Origin of the sequence: Snodgrassella sp. W8124, from assembly GCF_016100875.1 — a bacterium.
Lineage (GTDB): Bacteria > Pseudomonadota > Gammaproteobacteria > Burkholderiales > Neisseriaceae > Snodgrassella > Snodgrassella alvi.
Genome location: NZ_JACFRP010000001.1, coordinates 647,912 through 672,596, shown reverse-complemented (window position 1 = coordinate 672,596; position 24,685 = coordinate 647,912). Strand labels below are relative to the sequence as shown.

The following is a 24,685-nucleotide window of genomic DNA, read 5'->3' as shown; positions in this document are numbered from 1 at the left end:
CAAATTACTGCCAGAATAATTACATCGTATCTTCGGTTTCAGATGAAGAATCATTAGCAGGCGCAGCAGATCCGTTAAGTAGTCCCTCAACGGCAGGCGGTTGCGGAAGCAGCGTATTTAAAGCCAGTACAGAAGGATTCAAAACCGGATAATCACTGAAATCAATCTGATAACCACCATTACTGGTAGAATACAAACTTGCTTTAGCGCCCAGAGGAAAGGTAACCTTATCGGTAATATGCCCGAAAGGAAATCCAGTTAGTACCGGAACCTTTGTCAGCCTTGCCATCGTCTGAATCACAGAATTCAAAGTATAACTACTGTCATAGACATCACGAATCGAACCCATACGGAAATTACCCAGAATAATTGCCTGCTGTCGTGCAAGTACTCCGCTCAGATACAATGTCTGAAGCATGCGTTCTATCCGGTATGGCTGTTCACCCACATCTTCAATAAACAAAATACCGCCATTCACCTGTGGCATAAATTGAGAGCCGGCGAGCGCAGACAACACACTCAGATTGCCTCCCCACAAAATACCCTCAGCCCGTATCTGATAATTCTGTATATCGGCAACTGTAACTGACATTTTCGGATTACAGCTGTTCTCAATAAAAGAACGGGTGGTAAATAAACTCATCTGTGGTTTACCAAACTCACTATACAGCATTGGCCCGGCAAAACTGCACATTTTCCCCTGAGCCAGCAATGCCAGTTGCACAGCAGTAACATCACTGTAGCCATACAGTAATGTACCCTGCTCACGCATTCTTGCACCCAGAGAAGACCAGTTAACCAGAGGCAGAATACGCATCGCCCCGTATCCGCCACGCAGCCCCATCAGCACCTTCGGTACAGGTACCCGGCCGATAGCAACATCCTGCAAATCTGCAGCACGCTCAGCATCACTGCCAGAAAAACGCTGATAGCGACGCATAAACGCCTGCTGATTACTCACGGCAAAACCGGCTATAGCCAGACGCTGGGCTGCCAGCTCACTTCGGCTGACGCTTTCACCAAATCCAGAACAGGCAAAAATACGCATAGTATTAAGATTATTATTGGTTTGCACAGGTACTTTAGGTGTTGATGCTGTTTTGACGTCAGGCTTCGGATTGCTGCGACAAGCCTGCAACAGACCGGCACCAGCAAAAGCAGCGCCGGCACGCAGAAAATTACGACGGCTATTTTGTTGAGTATCCATAAAACTCACTTCCTGATCCGGCAGATTGTCCGGACAAAAATATATGGGCCATTGTAAAAGTAATTCATTCTGATTAACAATATCAAAACCGAAATTATTTATGCCGGTACAAACCGGCTAAGGATTACTATATCCCTGTTTACGAAGAATAGCAGCAAAAAAATAGCAAAAAGGCATGTCACAGCCATGCCTTTTCAGTACCAACCGGCAACCAGATTACTGCCGTGGCGGTATAGATTTGAGTAAATCCAGCAAAACAGACCAGCATTCAGCCACAGCTTTAATTTCTACCCGTTCTTTAGGAGAATGTGCTGCACGTATTGTCGGTCCGAATGACACCATATCCAGATGAGGTGCTTTACCACTGAGAATCCCGCATTCCAGTCCGGCATGAATAATCTGCAACGGTGGCTGTTTACCATAGTGACGGGCAAAAATAGTGCTGGTTAGTTTCAGTAAAGAAGAGTCTGCATTCGGTGCCCAGCCCGGATAATCTGCTGTTAACTCCAGATTTGCCCCGGCCATTCGCGCTAATGCAGCCAGACGCAAACTGAATTCATCTTTAGGTGTTTCCAGAAGCGAACGCATCAGACAATGTATCAGTAAACCATCGGTTCCGGTTTTCACTTCCCCCATATTAGAAGAAGTTTCCACAATCCCCTTAAACTGCTCACTCATGCGCATTACACCATTGGGCACAGCCAGCAGCAAATCAAGCGCTTTCTGAGTGCTTTCCAAAGTAGCGGCCTGAGTCAGATCCTCTGCCGGTAAAACTTCAATATCCAACTGTGTTTCTTCTGCCCATTCTTCAGCAATAACAGCAGCAATTGGTGCAACAGCTGTACGTGCTGTATCAGCGTCCAGGCCAATCACAGCCTGAGCCTCACGCGTGATTACATTGCGCAGCTCGCCACCCTGCCATGAACCCAGAGCAAAAGGTTTCTGTGCATACAAACCGGACAGCACCCGTGCCAGCAATACATTAGCATTGGCATGATTTTTATCAATATCCACGCCTGAATGACCACCGCGCAAACCGGACACCCGAACAGTACATGCAGACAGCTTACCGGCTTGCCAGTTCAGAGGTAAGGTCATACTGGCATCACGACCACCTGCACAACCAATAAAAATCTCACCCGCTTCTTCGGTATCCAGATTAATCAGATAGGGCATCTGCAACCAATCCGCACTTAGCGCTTCTGCTCCGCCCATACCGATTTCTTCTTCAACCGTAACAATCAGCGTTAATTCAGGATGCGCAATATCTTCACTGAATATTACTGCCAGCCCCATAGCCAGACCGATACCATTATCAGCACCGAGGGTCGTGTCATTAGCCCAAACCCAGCCTTCTTTAATCTGGGTCTGCACCGGATCACGCTGAAAATCATGCTGCGAATCAGCACCTTTTTGTGCCACCATATCCATATGCGCCTGAATGGCTACCGGCACACAATTTTCCATACCCGCAGTGGCTGGTTTGCAAATACGCAAATTTCCCTTAGCATCAATATCTGTTTTCAGACTATATTCTTGTGCTGCCTTAACCAGCATTTCCCGCACAGCCTGTTCATGAAATGTCGGACGCGGTACCGCACACAAACGCGCAAACCACTGCCATACCGGCTGCGGCTGTAATTGTTCAATTTCACTCATAACATTACCCAGTCACATATAAAACAAATCAGGCCACCATATGGCAGCCTGAACACAGTGTCAACTGACAAACTAAAACTTAACCCCTTTATGCAAAGCCACCACGCCAGCGGTTAAATTATGATAATTCACACTATCAAATCCTACATCCAGCATCATTTTTCTTAACGTTTCCTGATCAGGATGCATACGGATTGATTCTGCCAGATACTGATAGCTGTCTGCATCTTTAGCAATCAGCTTACCCATCAGCGGCAGCATCTTAAATGAATATAAATCATAAACCGGCTTGAGCGGCTTGAATACATGCGAAAATTCCAGCACCAGCAAAGTACCGCCGGGTTGTAAAACGCGATACATTTCAGCCAGTGCCACTTCTTTATGCGTCATATTACGCAAACCAAACGATACCGACACCAGATTAAAATAATTATCCGGGAAAGGGAGTTTTTCTGCATCACACAGCGCCACCGGCAATATCAGCCCTTCATTAAGTAAACGATCCCGGCCCACTGTCAACATAGAAGAATTAATATCAGTAAGCCAGACTTCACCGCTGCGTCCTACCCGTCTGGCCCAGCCGCGCGACAAATCACCTGAACCACCGGCAATATCCAGTACCTTATCGCCTTTACGTACCGGAGCTGTGGTAATGGTAAAGTGCTTCCAGATCCGGTGTAAACCGCCGGACATCACATCATTCATCACATCATAGTTTTTGGCCACCGAATGGAATACACCGGCAACACGACCCGCTTTTTCATCTTCATCAACAGTTTGATAACCAAAATGAGTTTTGTGATCGCTCATACCACACTTTCAGAATTAAATATTGCCCAAATAAACTTATCCGGCTGCCTGCATCCGAATAACCGCAAATCAGTCGGGGTCACGGCTGGCGCCGGCAAGAAGTAACTGCTTTTCATAACCAGCCCAGAGTTCTGCCTGACGAACAGCCAGATCATACAAATAATCCCAGTCGTACAACCCTGTATCATGTCCGTCTGAAAATGCAATACGCAAAGCATAATTACCAACCTGAGACAAAGCAGTAATCGTTACATCACACTTACCTGTCTGTAATACTTCCTGCCCCGCCGCGTGACCGCGCACTTCAGCACTGGGTGAAAATACTCGCAGAAACTCAGCCTCAAGCTCATATGTTTTTGCTCCGTAAACCAGCCGTAATCTCTGCCGGTTCTGACTTAAGCGGATTTCAGCTGGCACCATATCCTGCATATAACTATTTTTTCCGTCACAAGACATTAACAAACTATACCTATTCTAACCTAATATACCACTTACTGCCCAATCAGATTAAATACATAAGCCGGCAGCAACAGTCGCAACAGACCCTTTGCAAGGCAAAGCTTAAAGAAGTATATTAATCCTGCTCAATAATCAGCGAAAGAATACACCATGCAAACAGCAGCCATCATTGAATATATTGTTAACTGGTTACGTGATTATGCCACTCAGGCAAAATGCAAAGGTTTTGTTGTAGGCGTTTCCGGCGGTATCGATTCTGCCGTAGTCTCTACTCTTGCCGCCAGAACAGGCTTGCCCACGTTGGTACTGGAACTGCCTATTCATCAGAAAGTTAATCAGATAGCACGGGCACAGGAGCATATTCGTCAGCTGAAAAGCCGTTATAACAACATTGAAGAACACTGGGTAGACCTTACCCGCACCTTTGACTCATTTACCATGGCGGTAGACATTGGTGACAATAAAGATGAACAAACCCAGCTGGCACTGGCCAATGCACGCAGCCGCCTGCGCATGATTGCACTATATTACTACGCTCAGGAACGCGGCCTGCTTGTGGTCGGAACCGGTAATAAAGTAGAAGATTTCGGCGTCGGGTTCTTTACCAAATACGGCGATGGCGGCGTAGATCTCAGCCCGATTGCTGATCTGCTTAAAAGTCAGGTATATACACTGGCTGAAGAACTGAACATAGATCAGAATATTATTGATGCCCCGCCTACGGATGGATTATGGGATGCCGATAAAACCGATGAAGAACAGATTGGTGCAACCTATCCTGAGCTCGAATGGGCTATGAGTGTCTACGATACCCATAAAATAGACGATTTTACTGGCCGCGAGCGCGAAGTATTTGCTATTTATGAACGTTATCATCGTGCCATGCAGCATAAAATCAACCCGATTCCAGTATGCAAGATTCCGGACGAATTACTTAAATAATAGAAAAAAAACCAGATTGCAAAATCTGGTTTTTTATTCGTTAATCTTCAAACTGCAACCATAATTACATTATCAAATCAGATTATTATTTTCTAATAATAATTAGCCAAAACCAGACGCACAATGTCCGGTTTATACACATTAAAATATTAATTATGGCTGAATAAAGCACAAATATGCGGCACTACTGCATCAACGGCCAGCTCAGTAGCTTCAGTATCCCTGCGTGCCTGATACTCTACTTTACCTGCTTTCAGACCACGGTCACCAATCACAATCCGGTGCGGAATACCAATCAACTCAGAATCATGCAGTAATACACCGGAACGTTCATCACGATCGTCCAGCAGCACATCTATTCCGGCCTGCTGCAATTGCGCATACAAATTATCTGCAGCAGCTTTTACATCAGCTGATTTTTTATAATTCATCGGCACAATCACCACCGTAAACGGTGCCATAGCTTCTGTCCAGATAATACCGCGTTCATCATTATTCTGTTCAATTGCCGCAGCAATCACACGCGTAATCCCGATACCATAACACCCCATTTCCAGCACAACATTTTTACCGTTCTGATCCAGAACAGTAGCCTGCATAGCTTCAGAATACTTAGTCCGTAACTGGAACACATGGCCAACCTCAATTCCGCGTGCCAGCTTCAGACTTCCGGTTCCGCACGGACTAGGATCACCGGCGATTACTTCGCGTAAATCAGCAAATTCCGGTTCTGCTGCATCACGGCCAAAATTAAAGCCTGTGTAATGATGATCGTCTTCATTAGCACCAATTACCCAGTCTGCCGATTTTGCAGTAGCAAAATCGGCGTATACCTTACCCTTAAAGCCCACAGGACCAAGCGAGCCACCATGTGCGCCATTGAAAGCTGCTTCAATAGCTGCCACAGAAGCCATAGTTAACGGTGCTTTTACCCCTGCCAGCTTCTCAGCCTTGATTTCATTCAGATGATGATCTCCGCGAACCAGCAGCAATACTACCGTTCCCTCTTCTTCACCCTCAACAACCAGCGATTTCAGAGTTTGCTCAACCGGAATGTTTAAAAATGCCACTAAATCTTCAATACTGCGTACATTCGGCGTATGAACTTTGCTTAAAGCCTGCCCTGCACTCCGGCGTTCTCCTGATAATGGTAAAGTAGCAGCCAGCTCAACATTAGCTGCATAGTCAGATGTATCACTATAGGCAATAACATCCTCACCACTATCCGCCAGAACCTGAAACTCATGCGAACCCGTTCCGCCAATACTGCCTGTATCTGCTGCCACAGGACGATAATCCAGTCCCAGCCGGTCAAAAACGCGGCAATAGGCATCAAACATATCCCGATAAGTCTGTTGCAATGATTCAAATGAAGTATGGAATGAATAAGCATCTTTCATAACAAACTCACGGGCACGCATTACCCCGAACCGTGGCCGTACCTCATCCCTGAATTTAGTCTGAATATGATAAAAATTCAGTGGCAGCTGCTTGTAGCTGCGAATTTCACTGCGCACAATATCCGTAATTACTTCCTCACAAGTCGGCCCCATACAGAACTCACGTTCGTGACGATCAGTAATACGCAATAATTCCTTACCATAAAATGCCCAGCGACCGCTTTCCTGCCACAATTCAGCCGGCTGAACTACCGGCATCAGCAATTCAATCGAACCGGCACGATTCATCTCTTCCCGCACAATATGTTCAACCTTGCGCAGTACCCGTAACCCCATCGGCATCCATGTATACAATCCGCTGGCCAGACGCCGGATCATCCCGGTACGCAGCATAAGCTTATGGCTGGCCAACTCCGCTTCGGCCGGAGCCTCTTTTAATGTTGAAATATAAAACTGACTGGCTTTCATATATATCTCCAAAAACAGCCGCCATTGTACCAGCCTCCGCGCAGTAAAAAAGCCAATATCTTGTACCTGAATAAACAAAATCAGCTTTAAATAATTACCCTGAGTAAAAACCGGCAGACGTGATATGATAAGTCTTATTTATCTGAATCCGTGCACCATGAAATATCTGCTTGTATACAGCAGCCGTTTTGGCTATACCCTTAAAATTGCCCAGACACTTGAAGCGCAATGGACTGCTGCCGGTATCACGGTTGATATGGTTAATCTGGCAGATGAGCCGTTTATTCAGAAGGGAGAATACGATAAAATTATTATTGGTGCCTCTATCCGGTACGGACACTACGCTTCTCAGCTGGCACCCTGGATAGAACGCCATCAGCAAATCCTCAACAACACCCTAAGTGCCTTTTTCAGCGTCAGCATACTGGCAAACAAACCTCATCGCAGTACACCGCAAACACATACCTACACACGTAAATTTTTTACCAAAAGCCCATGGCGCCCTCAGTTAATTGGAATTTTTGCCGGAGAGCTGCACTATGCCAAATACAACCTGCTCGACCGCTACATGATGCGTCTGGTTATGAAACTGAATAAAGGTGAAACCCATCTGGATGCCCATATTGAATATACCGACTGGCAAAAGGTACGGAATTTCGGTGAAGAAGTACTCAAGTTATAAAACATTACAATAGCATTATCCACAAAAAATTGATATCCGTTTCGATCAGCTTAACACTCATATTCTTATAAGTATTTATATAAATACTTATATTTGCTTTATCTAAATCTAATCTTTTAATTAAAAGACTATAAATAATGGATTATAAAAATCTCAGTATTATGAAATTTAAATTTAATACTGATTACTAATTCACTATTTTTAATAATATCATTTTTTATATATAAAATTTAATTTTAAATTATTTTCATGTAAAAAATCTCAAATAAATATTTTTTAGAACTTAATATTTAATCGGTATTATTTAGACAATTGAATTATATTTATACGTTCTGACATTATATTGATTTTATATTTAAATATTTTTAATGTATTAAAAATATTTTACCTAAATGTTTTAAAGTAAATTTCCTTATATTTAGATATAGTAACAGTAGAAAATTTAAAAACAAAATTCATAAATATATAAATCAACCTATCTTTTTATGGTTATCAATACACAATTAAATATGAACCTGAAACAATATCAAAGTAAATAAAAATACAACAGTTTTAAACAGATACAGACAAAATATAAATCAAAATATATAATTATAAATTAATAAACTTTAATATATAAATATTATAGTTTATTATCTACCGCAACAAATTAGTAAATTATTAATATTTATATTTAAAAAAAACATATTATTTAAATTATAAAATATTTACATACAAATAATTTTAATATTTATTTTTGAAAACCTATATGGAGCTAGAAATGATTAAAACTGTTAAAAAAATACAAACCGGGAGCGACTGGACAAAAGATCGCTATGTTTTCCAGCCGGGTCATGGACAGAGCATCATACAAGATAAAGGTAATGAATATGATGTATCTCAGTACAATGATCTTATTTTTCAGCAGGCTAAAGCAGCTAATGCTATTTTCACTCGTTCCGGTAATGATCTGGTAATCAAAGCATATGGTGCAACAGATGCTGTTATCCTGCCGGATTATTTTAACACTGATAATGCTGATAGCCGTGCTTTCAATTTTATCTTTGCCGATAAAGTTTTATATCGCAATGATATCGCAGCGATGACATTCACACTGGATGGCACTAATGGCGATGATGTCCTGCATGGGTGGGATAGTAACGATATTATTAATGGCGGAGCTGGTAATGATATTCTGTATGGCGGAAACGGCGACGATACTCTTAACGGAGGTACCGGTAACGACAAACTATATGGCGGCAATGGTAACGATATTCTTAATGGCGGCGATGGCGACGACTATATCGTTGGCGAACATGGTGATAATGTACTTATAGGCGGCAACGGTAACGATATTTTGCTTGGTAGTGATGATGGCTATGATGTCCTGATTGGCGGGACTGGTAATGATGTTCTGGCTGGTGGTGAAGGTAAAGACCTTTATATCTTTCAGACAGGCCACGGTAATGACATTATCTACGATAAAAGCTCGTCCTCTGATAGTAATAGTTATAATGATGTTAAGTTTGAAAAAGCCTTTGCTGCAGATGCCAGATTCAGCCGTTCTGGAAACGATTTAGTCATACAGGCTTATGGCAATAATGATTCAGTTACTCTTAGCGATTTCTTTATCACTCATAACTCATATACACGTTCATTTAATTTTATCTTTGAAGATAAAACATTAACTGCAGTCGATATTGCAAAAATGACATTTATCATAAATGGTACTAACGGTGATGATGAACTGCAGGGATGGGACAGCAACGATATCATTAATGGCGGACTGGGTAATGACAGGCTGTACGGCGGATATGGAAATGATATTCTTAACGGCGGCGATGGAAATGACTTTCTTAGCGGTGATAATGGTAATGACTATTTAGATGGCGGAAACGGTGACGATTATATCGATGGCGGAGATGGAAATGACATTCTTATCGGCGGTAATGGTAACGATACGCTGATTGGCAATACCGGATATGACATTCTTGACGGTGGTACAGGTAATGATATTCTAAATGGCGGTGATTGGGAAAAAGATCGTTATATTTTTCAGTCAGGACACGGTCAGGACATTATTAATGATAAAGGTTATGAAGACAGAAATCATGAAAAGTACAACGATGTTGTATTTGAAAATGCGTTCATCAAAGATGCCATTTTCAGCCGTTCAGGAAATAATTTAATTATCAGAGCTTATGGTAATCAGGATTCGGTTACTCTTACAGACTTCTTTAAACCAGATAGTACAGACACACGCGCTTTTAACTTTATCTTTGCGGATATCACTCTTCCGGCGGAAGCAATTGCCCAGATGACATTGGTTCTGAATGGTACTGATGGTAATGATGTACTACATGGCTGGGATAGTAACGATATTATTAATGGCGGGCTGGGTGATGATATTCTGTATGGCGGTAACGGCGACGATATACTCAACGGCGAAGCCGGCAATGACAAGCTATACGGCGGCAATGGTAACGATATTCTTAATGGCGGCGACGGTGACGATTACCTGGAAGACACCCAGGGAGATAATATTTTTATTGGCGGCAATGGTAACGATATCCTGCTGGGAGGAGACGGCTACGATGTTATGATTGGTGGTACTGGTAATGATGTTATGGCTGGCGGTGAAGGAAAAGACCTCTATATCTTTCAGACAGGTCACGGTAATGACATTATCAATGATAAAAGCTTATCTTCCGATTGCAATAACTATAATGATGTTAAATTTGAAAAAGCTTTTGCTGCTGATGCCAGATTCAGCCGTTCAGGAAACAATTTAGTCATACAGGCTTATGGCAATAATGATTCAGTTACTCTTACTGATTTCTTCATCTCCGGTTATGCAAATACACGTGCATTTAATTTTATCTTTGAAGATAAAACAATAACTACAATTGATATTGCAAAAATGACATTTGTACTAGAGGGTACTGATAATGATGATGTACTTACCGGCTGGGACAGTAATGATATTATCAATGGTAAAAAAGGAAATGATATTTTTTATGGCGGTAAGGGCAACGATTACATTTATGGAGGACAGGGTAACGATACCCTTTATGGTGAAGAAGGTAATGATTCACTTTTTGGAGAAGAAGGTTACGATATACTGAATGGCGGTGCCGGCGATGATTATCTTTTCGGCGGTAACTTTGAAAAAGATTTATATGTTTTCAACGCTAATCATGGCAGAGATGTTGTTGAAGATATAGCAATAAACCGACAACAAGGCGATATTCTTGCCTTCAAAGACTATAGCAGCAGAGAATTATGGTTTAGTCAAAACGGAAATGATTTAATTATCAGTCATATCGGTACTTCTGATCAGGTTACTGTAAAAAGCTGGTTTGTTTCTGAATATAACCGTCAGTATAGTATAACCACTGCTGATGGTAAGGAAATTTATGCTTCACAAGTTGAACAGTTAGTAAATGCCATGTCGAGTTTTACTGCGAGTACTCATGATATTGCCACGACAGATAATCAAAAAATGCAATTTAATCAGCAGGCAATTATTTCTTCATATTGGGGAAATTAATTTATAAATAGTTATTTATTTATAATATCTGCTTCTCAAGGAATCCATCTTACGGATTCCTTTTTCATTATTAGTTGATATCTGATTTTATATTTTTTATGAAATATTGAAGTATTTATTTAAATAAATAAAATGTTATACAAAAACAGGCTTTGTAATCATACAAAGCCTGTTTTAAAAGTCTTAAGAATATCTCACAGTTATTTCACTGTTTCGAATTCATTTCTTTACACATGCATCCCTGTTAAACGGGCAGTATCCTGAGCAATCATCAGCTCTTCATTAGTCGGAATAACCAAAACTGCTGCTTTACTGTCTTTTGTGCTAATTACTCCCGGTGTACCGAAGCAGGCTTCCATATTGGCATCATGATCCAGAATCATGCCAAATACATTCAGATAATTAACTACTTTTTCGCGCATTGTAGTTGAGTTTTCACCAATACCACCGGTAAATACCAATGCATCCAGATTGCCGCAGGCAACCATCATACCGCCCACATATTTAGCCAGACGGTAGGCAAATACATCCAGAGCCAGCTCGGCACCTTTGTGTCCGTTGGCAGCAGCTTCTTCCAGCATACGGCAATCGTTGGAAAGATTGGATAAACCCAGCATACCGCTTTCTTTGTTCAGCATTTCGGTAATTTCATCAATGCTCATTTTGGCATTCGCGGCCAGGAAAGAGAAAATACTCGGATCGATATCGCCGCAACGGGTACCCATTACCAGACCTTCCAGCGGAGTCAGCCCCATGCTGGTATCCTGTGAACGACCGTTTTTAACAGCGGTAATAGAGGCACCATTACCCAGATGAGCAATCACCATGCTCATTTCATTAATATCACGGCGCAAAAATGCTGCGGTTTCCTGAGCAACATAACGGTAGCTGGTACCATGCGCACCATAACGGCGTACACCGTAACGGGTATACAGTGTTGACGGAATAGCATAATGATAAGCATGCGGTGGCATAGTCTGATGGAATGCTGTATCAAATACTGCTACCTGCGGCAGCTCAGGAAACGCCTGCTGTGCTGCCTGAATGCCCAGAATATGAGCAGGATTATGCAACGGAGCCAGTACAATACAGGCTTCAATATCACGCATTACTTCAGGGGTAATCACTGTAGACTGGGTAAATCGTTCGCCGCCATGTACGACACGATGGCCGATAGCTTTAACACGGTCATATAAGCCCAGATCTTTTAACTGTTCCAGCAAAGCCATTACAGCTGCAACGTGATCATGATTGCCGGTTAAGGCGTGTTTATGTTTTTCACCATTGATTTTAAAGGTGATGAAAGCATCAGTATTACCTACTTTTTCAGCCAGACAGCTCATTAAAACTTCTTTTTCGGCTAAATCCATTACTGCGGCTTTTACTGAAGAACTGCCACAGTTAAGTACCAATACTAAATCCTGCTCACTCATGTTGTTGTCCTGTTATATCGTGATTATTAAATTCAAAATGAATAATTAATTTTATTCAGCGGGCAAACAGCGTGCGTGCACCTGTAAAACGCTGGCTAAAATAGGGCTGGTCCAGTCTGGCAGTGCGAATAACACCGCTACTGGAAGGCGCATGAATAAATTCACCGTTGCCAATATACAGCCCCATATGTGAATAAGCCTGTCCCGAAGTGTTGAAAAACACCAAATCCCCAACCTGTAAATCTTTTGTGCGGATCGGGGCGGAAACAGCTGCTATATCACGTGCGGTACGAGGCAGATTTACCTGCAATGCCTGCTGGTAAACATATTGCACCATACCACTGCAATCAAATCCGCTACCCCGGCTACTGCCGCCATAACGGTAGGGTGTACCTATCAGACTCATGCTATGCAACAGCAATTCCTGACTCCCTGCCTGATGACTGACTTTAGTAATTCGAATAGGAGCCAGACGGGGTTGAGTACCAGACTGAACTATTTTTCGACTAGTGCTTCTGCAAGCAGAAAGAAATAAAACAAGCGCACCTAAAACAGCACGCCGCTGTGCATTACATGTAACCATTAGTTATTTGCCCTGTTGTGATTACCTGAATCATGCTTACTCAGTGAATATAACATGAGTTGGTAATAATTGCTCTAAGCATTAAGGCTTAAATGACAATCATTACATTAACTAACCTTGTCGTACAAATCATACAAATTTTACCATTTTGAGAAAGCCATATCGCTCTGAGAAGTTTTAATCTCTTGACAGTGTCCTTGCGCAAGAATAGAGTAGAAGCACTAATTGATAAAAGCCAGCTGAATTAAAATGCTTTCCAACGTTTTTTACTGTAATTACAGGCTTTTATTCGAAGCAATACTTTAAAGCATCGCTTACTAAACAAAATACAGGAAGCAATATGCAGGAATTTGCACCACTAGTTATTCGCAATCATCATCTCATTCCGATTGTTCAGGGCGGTATGGGCGTAGGTGTTTCCGCCTCAAGTCTGGCCAGTGCAGTAGCGCGGGAAAATGGGGTAGGAACGATTGCAAGCGTGGATTTACGTCATTTGCATCCCGATTTACTTGAGCAGTCCAAAGAAAATCCTACACAAGAAAAATACGATACCTTAAACAGGATTGCACTTGATCGTGAAATTAAATCCGCACTTGCCCAGTCTGAGGGGCGCGGAATGATCGCCGTTAATGTGATGAAAGCGGTTAAAGACCATCATGCGATGGTACAGCAGGCTTGTGAATCCGGTGCACACGCAATTGTAATGGGAGCCGGTCTGCCGCTGGACTTACCGGATATGACTGAAAATTTTCCTGATGTAGCTTTATTGCCTATTTTATCTGAATCACGCGGTATTGGCATTGTGCTTAAACGCTGGATGAAAAAGAACCGTCTGCCTGATGCAATTGTAATCGAACATCCCGCCCATGCTGCCGGGCATCTTGGTGCAGCTACTGTTGCCAGTGTTAATGATGAACGTTTTGAATTTAAACGGGTACTGACTGAAACATTCGAATTATTTAAAAAACTTGATCTGGAACGGGAAAAAATTCCTTTGATCATTGCTGGCGGAATGGCTAATTTTCAGAAAATCACTGTAGCCTTACAAGAATGGGGTGCAGCTGCTGTACAAATCGGTACAGCATTTGCTGTGACTCAGGAAGGTGATGCACATATCAATTTCAAAAAAACTCTCGCCGGTGCCGAAGGCGAACAAATTGTAGAATTCATGTCGGTAGCCGGCTTGCCGGCACGTGGCGTTAAAACTAAATTTCTGGATAGCTATCTGAAACGTGAAAGCGTATTACAGGCTAATGCCAAAGCAGACCCGCGGCGCTGTACGCAGGGGATTAACTGTTTGTCCGTTTGCGGCTTACGTGATGGTCTGGAAAAAGTCGGACAATTCTGTATTGATCTGAAACTTGCTGCAGCCTGGCGCGGAGAAACTGACAAAGGTTTATTTTTCCGTGGTAAAGATCCGCTGCCATTCGGTTCAGCGATGCGCACTGTTAAAGAAACCATTGAATATTTACTGACCGGCGAAATTCAGGCTGTCCAGAAATCTGCCTGAAAATGCTGAATAATTTCATAAGCCACATGCATGCATGTGGTTTTTTATTTGTCTGTAACCGGTATTTTCTGGAGCTAAAAATGAATACTTACTGCCGCAGTAATTTGAATGGTGGTAGTATCAAAGCATTTACAATAATTTGTATTTACGATTATGAATCCGAAACTGGAATTGTTACAGCCCTATCCTTTTGCCAGATTACGTAAATTAATGGATGGTCTGGAACCACCGGCTGATCTCCAGCCTATATCATTACATATTGGTGAACCCAAACACCCTACCCCGTCGGTTTTAACTGATGCACTGATTCAGCATCTGGATGGACTTGCAGCCTATCCGGCTACTGCCGGCATTCCTGAGCTTCGTCAGGCTTGTGCTCAATGGCTTATGCGCCGCTACTCAGGGGTAAAAATTAATCCTGATACTGAAGTATTACCCGTGTTGGGCAGCCGGGAAGCATTATTTGCATTTACTCAAACCATCATTGACAGCAGTACTGAATATCAGCCTGTAGTTGTCAGCCCGAACCCCTTTTATCAGATATATGAAGGTTCAGCCTTGCTGGCTGGCGCGCGGGTAGAATATGTCAATTGCCGCGCTCCGCATTTTATGCCGCAATGGCAGGAAATCGATCAGAATACATGGCCAAAGGTACAATTGGTTTTCGTTTGTTCTCCGGGCAACCCCAGTGGCGCGGTAATGAATCTGGATGAATGGAAAAAACTATTTGCCTTACAGGACAAATACGGATTTGTGATTGCGTCAGATGAATGCTATTCAGAAATTTACTTTGATGATGATAACAAGCCTCTGGGTGCAATACAGGCGGCTAGTCAGTTAGGCCGGACATTCGACCGTCTGATTATGTTTACCAGCCTGTCAAAACGTTCTAATGCACCCGGTCTGCGTTCCGGTTTTGTAGCAGGTGACAGTAAACTTCTGGCTGATTTTCTGCTCTACCGCACCTATCATGGCAGTGCCATGAGTCTGCCCACACAATACGCCAGTATTGCAGCATGGAATGATGAAGAACACGTCATTGCCAATCGTAATCTGTATCGGGAAAAATTTGATAAAGTGATTCCGATATTACAGCAAAAATTTGCCCTGCATAAACCTGATGCTTCATTCTATCTGTGGCTGAATGTTCCCGATTGTGATGATTTGGCCTTTACACAGAAATTATGGCAAAAAGCAGCGATTCGTGTATTACCGGGACGTTATCTTGCCCGTAATACACCATACGGTAACTCCGGAGCAGGCTTTGTGCGGATCGCACTGGTATCCAGTGTCGAAGAATGTGTTGAAGCTGCCAATCGTATGGTCAAACTGGCTTTTTAGAATTGGTTTCAAACAGATACTGGAATTAAAATAAAACCAGAATTGCCAGTTTCAATTTTAAAAGCAATTCTGGTTTTTAATAGTATGGCATAAACAGCTATTGTTTATTCTACGTTCTGTACCTGCTCGCGCATTTGTTCAATCAGTACTTTAAGCCCTACTGATGCCTGCGTACATTCAATGGCGATTGCTTTACTGCCAAGTGTATTGGCTTCGCGATTTAGTTCCTGCATCAGAAAATCCAGACGTTTACCCACGCTGCCCCGATGTTCTTCTATCAGACGTCGTGCTTCGGCAATGTGCGTATTTAAACGATTCAGTTCTTCATCTACATCGGCTTTTTGCATAAACAATGCGAATTCCTGTTTCAGGCGCTCTGCATCTACCTGAGCCACTGCCTCGCGCAAACGGGCTTCAGCCTTATTCATATAGTCCTGCAATAATTGCGGGAACAACTGCTGCATAGCTGCCACAATATCTGTCATATCATTCAGACGATCCAGCAAATGCTGCTGCAGTTTTTCACCTTCACGAGCACGCGCTGCTTTAAATTCGGTGAGTACTTGTCCCAGTAAAGTCAGTACACCGTTATGTAATATTTCCTCGTCCTCCGTTGGCGCCACAATGACACCGTGGAAATGCAAAATATCTGCAACAGTTAATTTACCTAGATCTTTATACTTGCGACGCAACTGCTGATTAAATGATGCCAGTTGTTCTACCAGTTTGTGATTAACCGGTAAATCATCAGTACTTTCGCTGGGCAGAGTCTGAATCTGAATACGGCATTCCAGTTTACCCCGTGCCACCTGAGAACTGATTAATTCACGCATCTTGCCTTCAAACGGACGTAATTCTTCTGCAATTTTAAACTGGATATCCAGATAACGATGATTAACTGCTCTGAGCTCAACATTGATTTGGCGATTTCCACATTGTTCTGAAGCATTTGCATAGCCAGTCATACTGTATAACATATATATTTTTCCTTAAACCGTTTATTCCTGCCGGGTTATATTCAAACTGGCAATTAAATCAAGTATAACGAAAACGGCTTAATCCTTAAAAGGTTTAATTGATATGAATCGCAACACACTGGTTATATAATTCTGCATTCATCTCCCGACAAAGTCTCTAAGTATGAAAAACACACCTATATCCAATCGTTCCGGACGTGCTGACGATGAGCCACGTCATCTTAGTATCGTGCCTGATTTCCTCGCACAGGCAGACGGTTCTGTACTGATTTGCTGCGGTAATACTAAAGTAATTTGCACAGCAACTATTGATGAAAATGTACCCAGCTTTTTAAAAGATCAGGGCCGTGGCTGGGTAACAGCAGAATATGGCATGCTGCCCGCCTCTGCCAATGGCCGTATGCGCCGCGAAGCAGTAGCAGGAAAGCAATCGGGGAGAACTCAGGAAATTCAGCGCCTGATTGGACGTTCCTTACGGGCAGTCGTAGATTTAGAAAAACTGGGCAGCCGCCAGATACTGATTGACTGTGATGTTATACAGGCCGACGGAGGCACACGCACCGCCAGCATCAGCGGCGCTTATGTTGCTCTTGCTCTGGCAGTCAGAAAATTACTGGAAACAGGCCTGATCAGAGAAAATCCGATTCGTGAAGCTGTAGCTGCTATCTCTGTCGGTATGATTGACGGTAATCTCCTGCTCGATTTGGATTATCCGGAAGATTCATCCTGTGATGCGGATATTAATGTAGTGATGACCGCCTCACAGCAGCTGGTTGAAATTCAGGGTACAGCCGAAGGAGCTACTTTCAGTATCGGTCAGTTAAATGATTTAATCACCCTGGCACAAAAAGGAATTAAACAAATTCTTGCTGCTCAGCAACAAGCACTGGCTGAAAATTAATTCACAAAAATACAATCACCTATTTTCCGAATTTAAACACTATTTAAAACAAGCTGCCTGAACCTGACAAAATACTAACTCAGCAGCTTGTTTTTGCATGATAAAAATGCTAAAAAGAATATCCGACAGGATATTTAAGCAGGCAGGGTTAACACAACCTGTCCTTTTTTGACATTATAACAACCCGGAAAGCAAGCAGTATTATGGCGTTAATCGTACAGAAATACGGCGGTACATCAGTTGGAACAGTTGAACGTATAAAAAATGTAGCTCGTCGTGTAGCACAAGCCAGAGCCAATGGTGATGATGTAGTAGTGGTTGTATCCGCTATGAGCGGAGAAACCAACCGTTTGGTTGCACTGGCACATGAAATTCAGGAAAAGCCCAATCCGCGTGAACTGGACGTTGTTTTATCAACAGGTGAACAGGTCACTATCGGTCTGCTTGCCATGGCTTTGCACAGTATTGGCGTAGACGCAAAGAGCTATACTGGCTGGCAGGTAGCCGTTAAAACCGATTGTGCTCATACCAAAGCACGCATTGATGCGATCGATGAGATACGCATCCGCACAGATCTCAATGCCGGCAAAGTTGTTATCATAGCCGGTTTTCAGGGTGTTAATGCCAACAATGATATTACCACTCTGGGTCGCGGCGGTTCGGATACCTCAGCAGTAGCACTGGCAGCAGCACTGAAAGCAGACGAATGCCAGATCTATACTGATGTGGATGGCGTATACACCACCGACCCGCGTGTCGTACCGGAAGCGCGCCGTCTCAATACCATTTCATTTGAAGAAATGCTGGAACTGGCCAGTCTGGGCAGTAAAGTATTACAAATCCGCTCAGTAGAGTTTGCCGGTAAATATAAAGTGCGGCTGCGCGTATTAAGCAGTCTGGAAAACAGCGGTAATGGCACATTAATCACATTTGAAGAGGATCAGAATATGATGGAACATGCGGCAGTATCCGGTATTGCTTTTGATAAAAATCAGGCACGAATTAATGTGCGCGGGGTACCGGATACGCCGGGAATGGCTTCACTGATACTGGGAGCTGTCGCCGATGCCAATATTGAAGTGGATATGATTATTCAGAATGTCGGCTCAGCAGGAACCACAGACTTTTCCTTTACCGTACCACGCAGTGATTATCAGAATACGCTGGATATTCTTCATGAAGTGCAGAAAACAATAGGAGCGCGTGAAGTCTGCGGCGATGATACCGTATGTAAAGTATCAATAGTCGGTATGGGCATGCGTTCACATGTTGGCATTGCTTCTACCATGTTCCGTACTCTGGCTAAAGAAAATATCAATATCCAGATGATTTCTACTTCTGAAATCAAAGTGTCCGTGTTAATTGATGAAAAATATCTGGAGCTAGCCACCCGTGTACTACACCAAGTGTTTGAGCTTGATAAAGAACCAGTAAAAAAAGGCTGAAAACTCCTTTTTAATTCATGTAAAAATTAACACAGGCCGGCTAAGTCACATCTGCCGGCCTTTAATTATTGTACAATTGCAGGTATTTGCATAAATTAGTGCTGTATCCATGTCTCATACACCAAAACGCGAATACGAAAACAATAAACTGATTAAAAGACTTCGTCATCAGGTTGGCGCTGCTATTAATGATTTTCAGATGATTGAAGACGGCGACAAAATCATGGTTTGCCTTTCCGGTGGTAAAGACAGCTATGCATTATTGGACATCCTGCTCAGATTACAAAAATCTGCACCAGTACAATTTGAAATTCTTGCAGTTAATCTCGACCAGAAACAACCTGGTTTTCCTGCACATATACTGCCGGATTATCTGCAAAGTCTTGGCGTTCCGTTTCAAATTATTGAAGAAGACACTTATAGCGTAGTCAAACGGGTAATAGATGAAGGCAAAACTACCTGTGGCCTGTGCAGCCGTTTGCGACGCGGTATTTTATACCGGGTAGCCAAAGAAAATAACTGTACCAAAATTGCTTTAGGTCACCATCGCGATGATATTCTGGAAACCCTGTTTCTGAACATGTTTTACGGAGGCAAACTTAAAGCCATGCCGCCCAAACTGCTGTCAGATAACGGTGAACATATCATCATCAGACCCTTAGCCTATGTTAAAGAAAAAGATCTGATCCGGTATGCGCAAATGCTGGAATTTCCAATTATTCCATGCAACCTGTGTGGCTCACAGCCCAATCTGCAACGGCAGGTTATCAAAGACATGCTCCGGCAATGGGACAAACAGTTTCCCGGGCGCATTGAATCCATGTTTTCGGCCATGCAAAACATCGTACCCTCGCATCTGGCTGATTATCATTTATTCAATTTTGCCGGCTTGCAACGTGGACAACAACTGCCACATGGCGGCGATATTGCCTTTGACCGTGAACATTTTTCTCCAATTACAACACCAGCACAGACCGGTGATATTAATCAGCCTGCCGGTGCAGGCAAAACTGTTATTAACATTTTAGATTCTCGATTGTAAGTCCCCTTATGAAACAACCAAGAAAAAAATTAACTCCTGCAAAAGCTATGGTTGCCGCTATCAGTGGCTATGCCATGGATGGTTTTGACCTGCTGATACTCGGTTTTATGCTCAGCGCCATCAGTGCTGATCTCGGACTGAATCCTTCTCAGGCAGGTTCACTGGTAACATGGACATTAATCGGTTCTGTTGTCGGAGGTATCGTTTTCGGACATTTAAGTGATCGCTTCGGCCGGATACGCATGTTATCGCTAACCATTCTCATGTTTGCCGTTTTTACTGGTCTGTGTGCGGTTGCACAAGGTTATTACGACCTGCTTATTTACCGGGCTCTGGCAGGTATGGGGCTGGGCGGAGAGTTCGGTATCGGTATGGCTATGATTGCAGAAGTATGGCCTGCATCAAAACGTAATCGCGCATCAGCCTTCGTCGGTATCGGCTGGCAGCTGGGCGTACTGGCGGCTACCTTTATTACACCATTTCTGCTTCAGCATATCGGCTGGCGCGGCATGTTTGTTGTAGGATTATTTCCGGCTATCGTATCCTACTTTATTCGTCATGATACCAATGAACCGGAACAATTTACCCGCGAACATAAAGCAAATGGTGAGTTGTCATTTTCTGCGCGTCTTAAATTACTGGTTAAAGACCGTCAGACAGCTAAAACCAGTCTGGGCATATTTATCCTTTGCGCCGTACAAAATTTCGGTTATTACGGTTTAATGATCTGGATGCCCAGTTATCTTGCCAAAAAACTGGGATTCAGCCTTACAGATTCCGGCAACTGGACTGCGGTCACCGTTATTGGCATGATTATCGGTATCTGGCTGTTCGGTTTTCTGGCCGACCATTTTGCCCGCTGGAAAATCTTTCTGATTTACCAGATTGGTTCTTTTATCATGGTGGCACAATATGCACAGTTGCAGGACCCCACTGCATTACTGATATGCGGTGCCATTATGGGCTTATTTGTCAATGGCATGATTGGCGGCTATGGAGCACTGATTTCTGATAACTTCCCCCCGCATGTGCGTGCAACTGCCCAGAATGTATTATTTAATCTGGGTCGTGGCATTGGCGGATTAGGGCCGCTGGTTATCGGTTTTCTGGTCAAAGAATGGTCATTTTATGTTGCCTTATGCTTGCTGGCATCTATTTACCTTCTGGACATCATTGCCACTTTATGGCTGCTTCCCAAACACAATAATACCCCGTCCAATGATGACAATCTTGGCGTTATAGGCTGATTTATTATTCTTTCAGTGCAGATACACATCTCTGCACTGATTTTTTTACCATTAGGCTATGAGTAGAAATTATGACAACATTTACTAAAGTAATTTTATATACCGGAAGTGATGGTTTTGCCCGATTCAAAGAAGAAAAAATTGAATTAAACGAAGGTAATGAAAAAAGCCAGTTATCACCTTGGTTTAATGCAGAAGGGTTACAATTACGTTACAGTCCGGTGGGTTTTAAAAGTGATTTTCACTGCACTGGTAAACCACAATGGCTGATAGTATTGCAAGGAGTGATGGAAATCGGACTGCGCGATGGTAGTACCCGCCGCTTTAGTGCCGGAGAACATTTTTATTCTGCCGATACTTTACCTGAAGGCATTACCTTCGACTCAAATATTCATGGACACTGCAGCCGTCTAATTGGCGATGTACCTCTGATTACTGCTTTTATTCGCGATTAATCCAAGGTAATCAATATATACAAAGGAAAATAAATAATGTCTCAATCTATGCTGTTTACACTTCCGGATACCGAAGGAAATAACTTTAATATTGCAGAACATTTACCAGCTGTGGTTTATTTCTATCCGAAAGACAGCACACCGGGCTGTACAACCGAAGCACAGGAATTCAGTGCTTTACTGCCCCAATTCAAACAACTGGGCTATAACGTGATTGGTATTTCCCGTGATAGTATGAAAAGCCATCATAATTTTATCTGCAAATATGAACTCAACGTTACCCTACTTTCAGACAGTGAAGAAACAGTATGCAGACAATTTGATGTACTTAAAGAGAAAAACATGTATGGTAAAAAAGTATTCGGTATTGAAAGAAGTACCTTTATCCTGAATCAGGACGGGCAAATTACACAGGAATGGCGTAAAGTTAAAGCGGCCGGTCACGCCCAGATCGTATTAAATACACTGCAACAGCATGCCTAGTTACTCATATCAAGCGCCCTGCTGCTCATTAAAACTGGAATTCAGTCCTGAGCAAAAATTAAAGGCTATCCATTGGCAAACACCCTTTTCCGAAGCCTTACCTGACCTGACTGGATTCTGGGCAAAGCAGCTTGACTCCTATTTTAATGGCAGCCTGCAAAAATTTAACTATCCTCCTTCCACTGACGGCACTGCATTTCAGCAAAAAGTTTGGCAGGTTATTGCCGATATCCCCTATGGTCAGATTGCCACTTACGGAGATATCGCGCGTGTGCTAAACAGTTCACCCAGAGCCGTAGGTCAGGCCTGTGGTAAAAACCCGTTACCAATTATTATTCCTTGTCATCGGGTTGTATCAGCCAGTGGTCTGGGAGGGTTCAGCCTCAGTACCAATGCTTTTGAACTAAATATAAAGCGTTGGCTGCTTAAACACGAAGGAGCAACATGGTAAATGATACTTTACCGGCAGAACTACTCGAACCAATCGAGTCATTGCTCGAACATCTTTGGCTTAGCGAGCAGCTGGCATTCAATACACTGGAAAGTTACCGGCGGGATTTGAATAAAATTGCTCGTCGCATACAAGCCGAACATCTGAACTGGCTGAATGTAGATCCCTTGTCACTTGCATCTGCTGTATTTATCCCCAGTGAAAAACCATCTTCACAGGCACGGGCATTATCAGCCTGTAAACGTCTGTTCAGTTGGATGCATGAATATAACCGCCGTCAGGATATACCTACCGAGCAGCTGCAAATGCCTAAAAAAGGCCAATACTTGCCGGATATTATTTCCGAAACACAGATAGATGCTCTATTAGCAGCCCCGGATACCAAAACCTTTCTGGGTCTGCGTGATAAAGCCTTACTGGAACTTATGTACGCTACTGGATTGAGAGTTAGCGAAGCTGTTAACTTACGAATCAATGAAATCGATTTACAAAACGGCCTGTTAAGTACCATCGGAAAAGGAAATAAACAGCGTATGGTTCCATTAGGGGAAGAAGCAACCGACTGGCTGGAAAGTTACTTTACGGATGCCCGCCCTGCTTTACTTAAAGGACGAGCTTGTGATGCCGTATTTGTCAGTCAGAAAAAAACAGCCATCACTCGGCAGCTGGCCTGGATGATTGTGACCAAATATGCTACTGTAGCCGGCATTCATCATCTTAGCCCGCATGGTTTGCGTCATGCTTTTGCTACGCATCTTGTGAATCATGGTGCAGATTTACGTGTAGTGCAATTGCTTCTGGGACACGCTGATATCGGCACAACACAAATTTACACACATGTTGCCAATGAACGCCTGAAACAAATTGTGCTTCAGCATCATCCGCGCGGATAAAAAATTATTTGTTTATTCTGCTATGTTTAGAGTAAAAGATTATAAATCTTGAAATTTTGTTATTATTTTTTGAAGATGTAATAAAAACCTGTTCATAACTTGATATATGCTGCACAAATGAATAATACCTTATAAACTTTATCAAATTAAATGACAAAGTTATTCAATCATAAAACAAAAATATCAACCATTTAGAAAAAAGATAAACCAAGTGAAATAATAAATTACCTAATATTTATACTTAATTTAAAAAATTCGAAATCATTTAAATTTTTAACTAGTTTATTTAATATTAAACTTGGATTTTCAAGTACAAAATAAATATTATTCTAAATAATTTTTATCTTTTAGCTTTTTATCTGAGTTCAACTGATCAAGAACCACGGCTATCGCCAACAAAGCAAAGAATAAAATTCCTAAAGATATAGATATTTTTAGAAAAATTTCAGCAGGAAAAATGTCCCACCATAATTCCAGCATCAATAAGACACACCAGAATATGAAAATATAAAGGCATCCTAATCCGGCTTTTTTAACCAATATCTCTCTCCATTACTAATAAATAAGCTTCTCTTCTCCACAGTAAAAATAGACGACGCATATCTTTTTCCATTGTTACTACACGCCATCCTTCTTTAGCATTTCGATTTAGAAAGTTGGAAAATTTTACAGGATCTGCATTTGCCGCGCCCAGAAACATAGAAGCCAGAGCACCTTCCTGATAAATAACAACTTTATATTCTTTCATAAAAACTCCAAAATTTAAAC

The 24,685-nt window shown here is 42.5% G+C and carries 23 protein-coding genes; 13 read left to right on the top strand and 10 right to left on the bottom strand.

The annotated features are described in order from the left end of the window. Positions 1–19: 19 nt before the first annotated feature. The 4 genes from H3U73_RS02920 to H3U73_RS02905 all read right to left on the bottom strand — a co-directional run bounded on the left by H3U73_RS02920 (position 20) and on the right by H3U73_RS02905 (position 4,132). Positions 20–1,207, bottom strand: a complete 1,188-nt coding sequence (locus H3U73_RS02920; protein ID WP_198190018.1) for an LD-carboxypeptidase — start codon at positions 1,205–1,207, stop codon at positions 20–22. 216 nt (positions 1,208–1,423) lie between these two features. Further along, a complete protein-coding gene (locus H3U73_RS02915) occupies positions 1,424–2,866 on the bottom strand; it encodes an aminoacyl-histidine dipeptidase (protein ID WP_198190017.1) in 1,443 nt (480 codons plus the stop codon). A gap of 72 nt (positions 2,867–2,938) precedes the next feature. Next, positions 2,939–3,676: a bifunctional demethylmenaquinone methyltransferase/2-methoxy-6-polyprenyl-1,4-benzoquinol methylase UbiE gene (gene ubiE, locus H3U73_RS02910; protein ID WP_198190016.1), complete on the bottom strand. Its 738-nt coding sequence runs from the start codon at positions 3,674–3,676 to the stop codon at positions 2,939–2,941. Positions 3,677–3,745: 69 nt separating this feature from the next. Beyond that, positions 3,746–4,132 carry a gamma-butyrobetaine hydroxylase-like domain-containing protein gene (locus H3U73_RS02905; protein WP_370570140.1) on the bottom strand — a complete coding sequence of 129 codons (387 nt, stop codon included), beginning with the start codon at positions 4,130–4,132 and terminating at the stop codon, positions 3,746–3,748. A 153-nt stretch (positions 4,133–4,285) separates the two neighbouring features. On the opposite strand from H3U73_RS02905, the gene nadE reads away from it, so the two are divergent. Then, positions 4,286–5,077: an NAD(+) synthase gene (nadE, locus tag H3U73_RS02900; protein ID WP_025330923.1), complete on the top strand. Its 792-nt coding sequence runs from the start codon at positions 4,286–4,288 to the stop codon at positions 5,075–5,077. 149 nt (positions 5,078–5,226) lie between these two features. Here nadE and H3U73_RS02895 read toward each other — a convergent pair whose 3' ends face one another. Next, a complete protein-coding gene (locus H3U73_RS02895) occupies positions 5,227–6,945 on the bottom strand; it encodes a proline--tRNA ligase (RefSeq protein ID WP_198190015.1) in 1,719 nt (572 codons plus the stop codon). 157 nt (positions 6,946–7,102) lie between these two features. Here H3U73_RS02895 and hemG point away from each other — a divergent pair, with 157 nt between their 5' ends. Then, on the top strand, positions 7,103–7,627 hold the full coding sequence (hemG, locus tag H3U73_RS02890) for a menaquinone-dependent protoporphyrinogen IX dehydrogenase (protein ID WP_198190014.1): 525 nt from the start codon (positions 7,103–7,105) through the stop codon (positions 7,625–7,627). A 760-nt stretch (positions 7,628–8,387) separates the two neighbouring features. Further along, positions 8,388–11,156: a calcium-binding protein gene (locus H3U73_RS02885; RefSeq protein ID WP_198190013.1), complete on the top strand. Its 2,769-nt coding sequence runs from the start codon at positions 8,388–8,390 to the stop codon at positions 11,154–11,156. A 227-nt stretch (positions 11,157–11,383) separates the two neighbouring features. Here the strand turns inward: H3U73_RS02885 and H3U73_RS02880 are convergent, their stop codons facing one another. Next, on the bottom strand, positions 11,384–12,589 hold the full coding sequence (locus H3U73_RS02880; protein WP_078474396.1) for an acetate kinase: 1,206 nt from the start codon (positions 12,587–12,589) through the stop codon (positions 11,384–11,386). Positions 12,590–12,644: 55 nt separating this feature from the next. Then, positions 12,645–13,172: a C40 family peptidase gene (locus H3U73_RS02875; RefSeq protein ID WP_198190012.1), complete on the bottom strand. Its 528-nt coding sequence runs from the start codon at positions 13,170–13,172 to the stop codon at positions 12,645–12,647. Between the two features lie 340 nt (positions 13,173–13,512). Here H3U73_RS02875 and H3U73_RS02870 point away from each other — a divergent pair, with 340 nt between their 5' ends. Beyond that, positions 13,513–14,682: a nitronate monooxygenase family protein gene (locus H3U73_RS02870; RefSeq protein ID WP_198190011.1), complete on the top strand. Its 1,170-nt coding sequence runs from the start codon at positions 13,513–13,515 to the stop codon at positions 14,680–14,682. A gap of 153 nt (positions 14,683–14,835) precedes the next feature. Next, complete coding sequence (gene dapC, locus H3U73_RS02865; protein WP_198190010.1) at positions 14,836–16,023, top strand: succinyldiaminopimelate transaminase; 1,188 nt, start codon at positions 14,836–14,838, stop codon at positions 16,021–16,023. A 104-nt stretch (positions 16,024–16,127) separates the two neighbouring features. Here dapC and H3U73_RS02860 read toward each other — a convergent pair whose 3' ends face one another. Next, on the bottom strand, positions 16,128–17,000 hold the full coding sequence (locus H3U73_RS02860; RefSeq protein ID WP_037392972.1) for a YicC/YloC family endoribonuclease: 873 nt from the start codon (positions 16,998–17,000) through the stop codon (positions 16,128–16,130). 163 nt (positions 17,001–17,163) lie between these two features. Here H3U73_RS02860 and rph point away from each other — a divergent pair, with 163 nt between their 5' ends. The 8 genes from rph (at position 17,164) to xerD (ending at position 23,917) form a co-directional block, all read left to right on the top strand. After that, positions 17,164–17,901 (top strand): ribonuclease PH, encoded by a 738-nt coding sequence (rph, locus tag H3U73_RS02855; protein WP_198190009.1) that lies wholly within the window; start codon positions 17,164–17,166, stop codon positions 17,899–17,901. A 203-nt stretch (positions 17,902–18,104) separates the two neighbouring features. Beyond that, positions 18,105–19,346, top strand: a complete 1,242-nt coding sequence (locus H3U73_RS02850) for an aspartate kinase (protein ID WP_025330933.1) — start codon at positions 18,105–18,107, stop codon at positions 19,344–19,346. 109 nt (positions 19,347–19,455) lie between these two features. Then, positions 19,456–20,388: a tRNA 2-thiocytidine(32) synthetase TtcA gene (gene ttcA, locus H3U73_RS02845; RefSeq protein ID WP_174830290.1), complete on the top strand. Its 933-nt coding sequence runs from the start codon at positions 19,456–19,458 to the stop codon at positions 20,386–20,388. 8 nt (positions 20,389–20,396) lie between these two features. Beyond that, positions 20,397–21,635 carry an MFS transporter gene (locus H3U73_RS02840; protein WP_025330935.1) on the top strand — a complete coding sequence of 413 codons (1,239 nt, stop codon included), beginning with the start codon at positions 20,397–20,399 and terminating at the stop codon, positions 21,633–21,635. A 71-nt stretch (positions 21,636–21,706) separates the two neighbouring features. Continuing rightward, positions 21,707–22,090, top strand: coding sequence for a hypothetical protein (locus H3U73_RS02835; protein WP_084547264.1), 384 nt, complete (start codon positions 21,707–21,709; stop codon positions 22,088–22,090). A gap of 36 nt (positions 22,091–22,126) precedes the next feature. Next, the gene (locus H3U73_RS02830; RefSeq protein ID WP_084550013.1) at positions 22,127–22,573 is read left to right on the top strand and encodes a peroxiredoxin; all 447 of its coding nucleotides are present in this window, start codon (positions 22,127–22,129) and stop codon (positions 22,571–22,573) included. Next, positions 22,566–23,024, top strand: coding sequence for a methylated-DNA--[protein]-cysteine S-methyltransferase (locus tag H3U73_RS02825; RefSeq protein WP_198190008.1), 459 nt, complete (start codon positions 22,566–22,568; stop codon positions 23,022–23,024). Before H3U73_RS02830 ends, H3U73_RS02825 begins: the two co-directional genes overlap by 8 nt. After that, positions 23,018–23,917: a site-specific tyrosine recombinase XerD gene (gene xerD / locus H3U73_RS02820; protein WP_084550015.1), complete on the top strand. Its 900-nt coding sequence runs from the start codon at positions 23,018–23,020 to the stop codon at positions 23,915–23,917. The genes H3U73_RS02825 and xerD overlap by 7 nt, the downstream gene beginning before the upstream one ends. 324 nt (positions 23,918–24,241) lie before the next feature. On the opposite strand, the gene H3U73_RS02815 is transcribed toward xerD, so the two are convergent. Next, positions 24,242–24,397 carry a hypothetical protein gene (locus H3U73_RS02815; protein ID WP_172338487.1) on the bottom strand — a complete coding sequence of 52 codons (156 nt, stop codon included), beginning with the start codon at positions 24,395–24,397 and terminating at the stop codon, positions 24,242–24,244. A 52-nt stretch (positions 24,398–24,449) separates the two neighbouring features. Beyond that, entirely contained in the window at positions 24,450–24,665 is a 216-nt protein-coding gene (locus tag H3U73_RS02810) for a DUF4177 domain-containing protein (RefSeq protein WP_025330941.1), read from the bottom strand. Between the last annotated feature and the right edge of the window lie 20 nt (positions 24,666–24,685).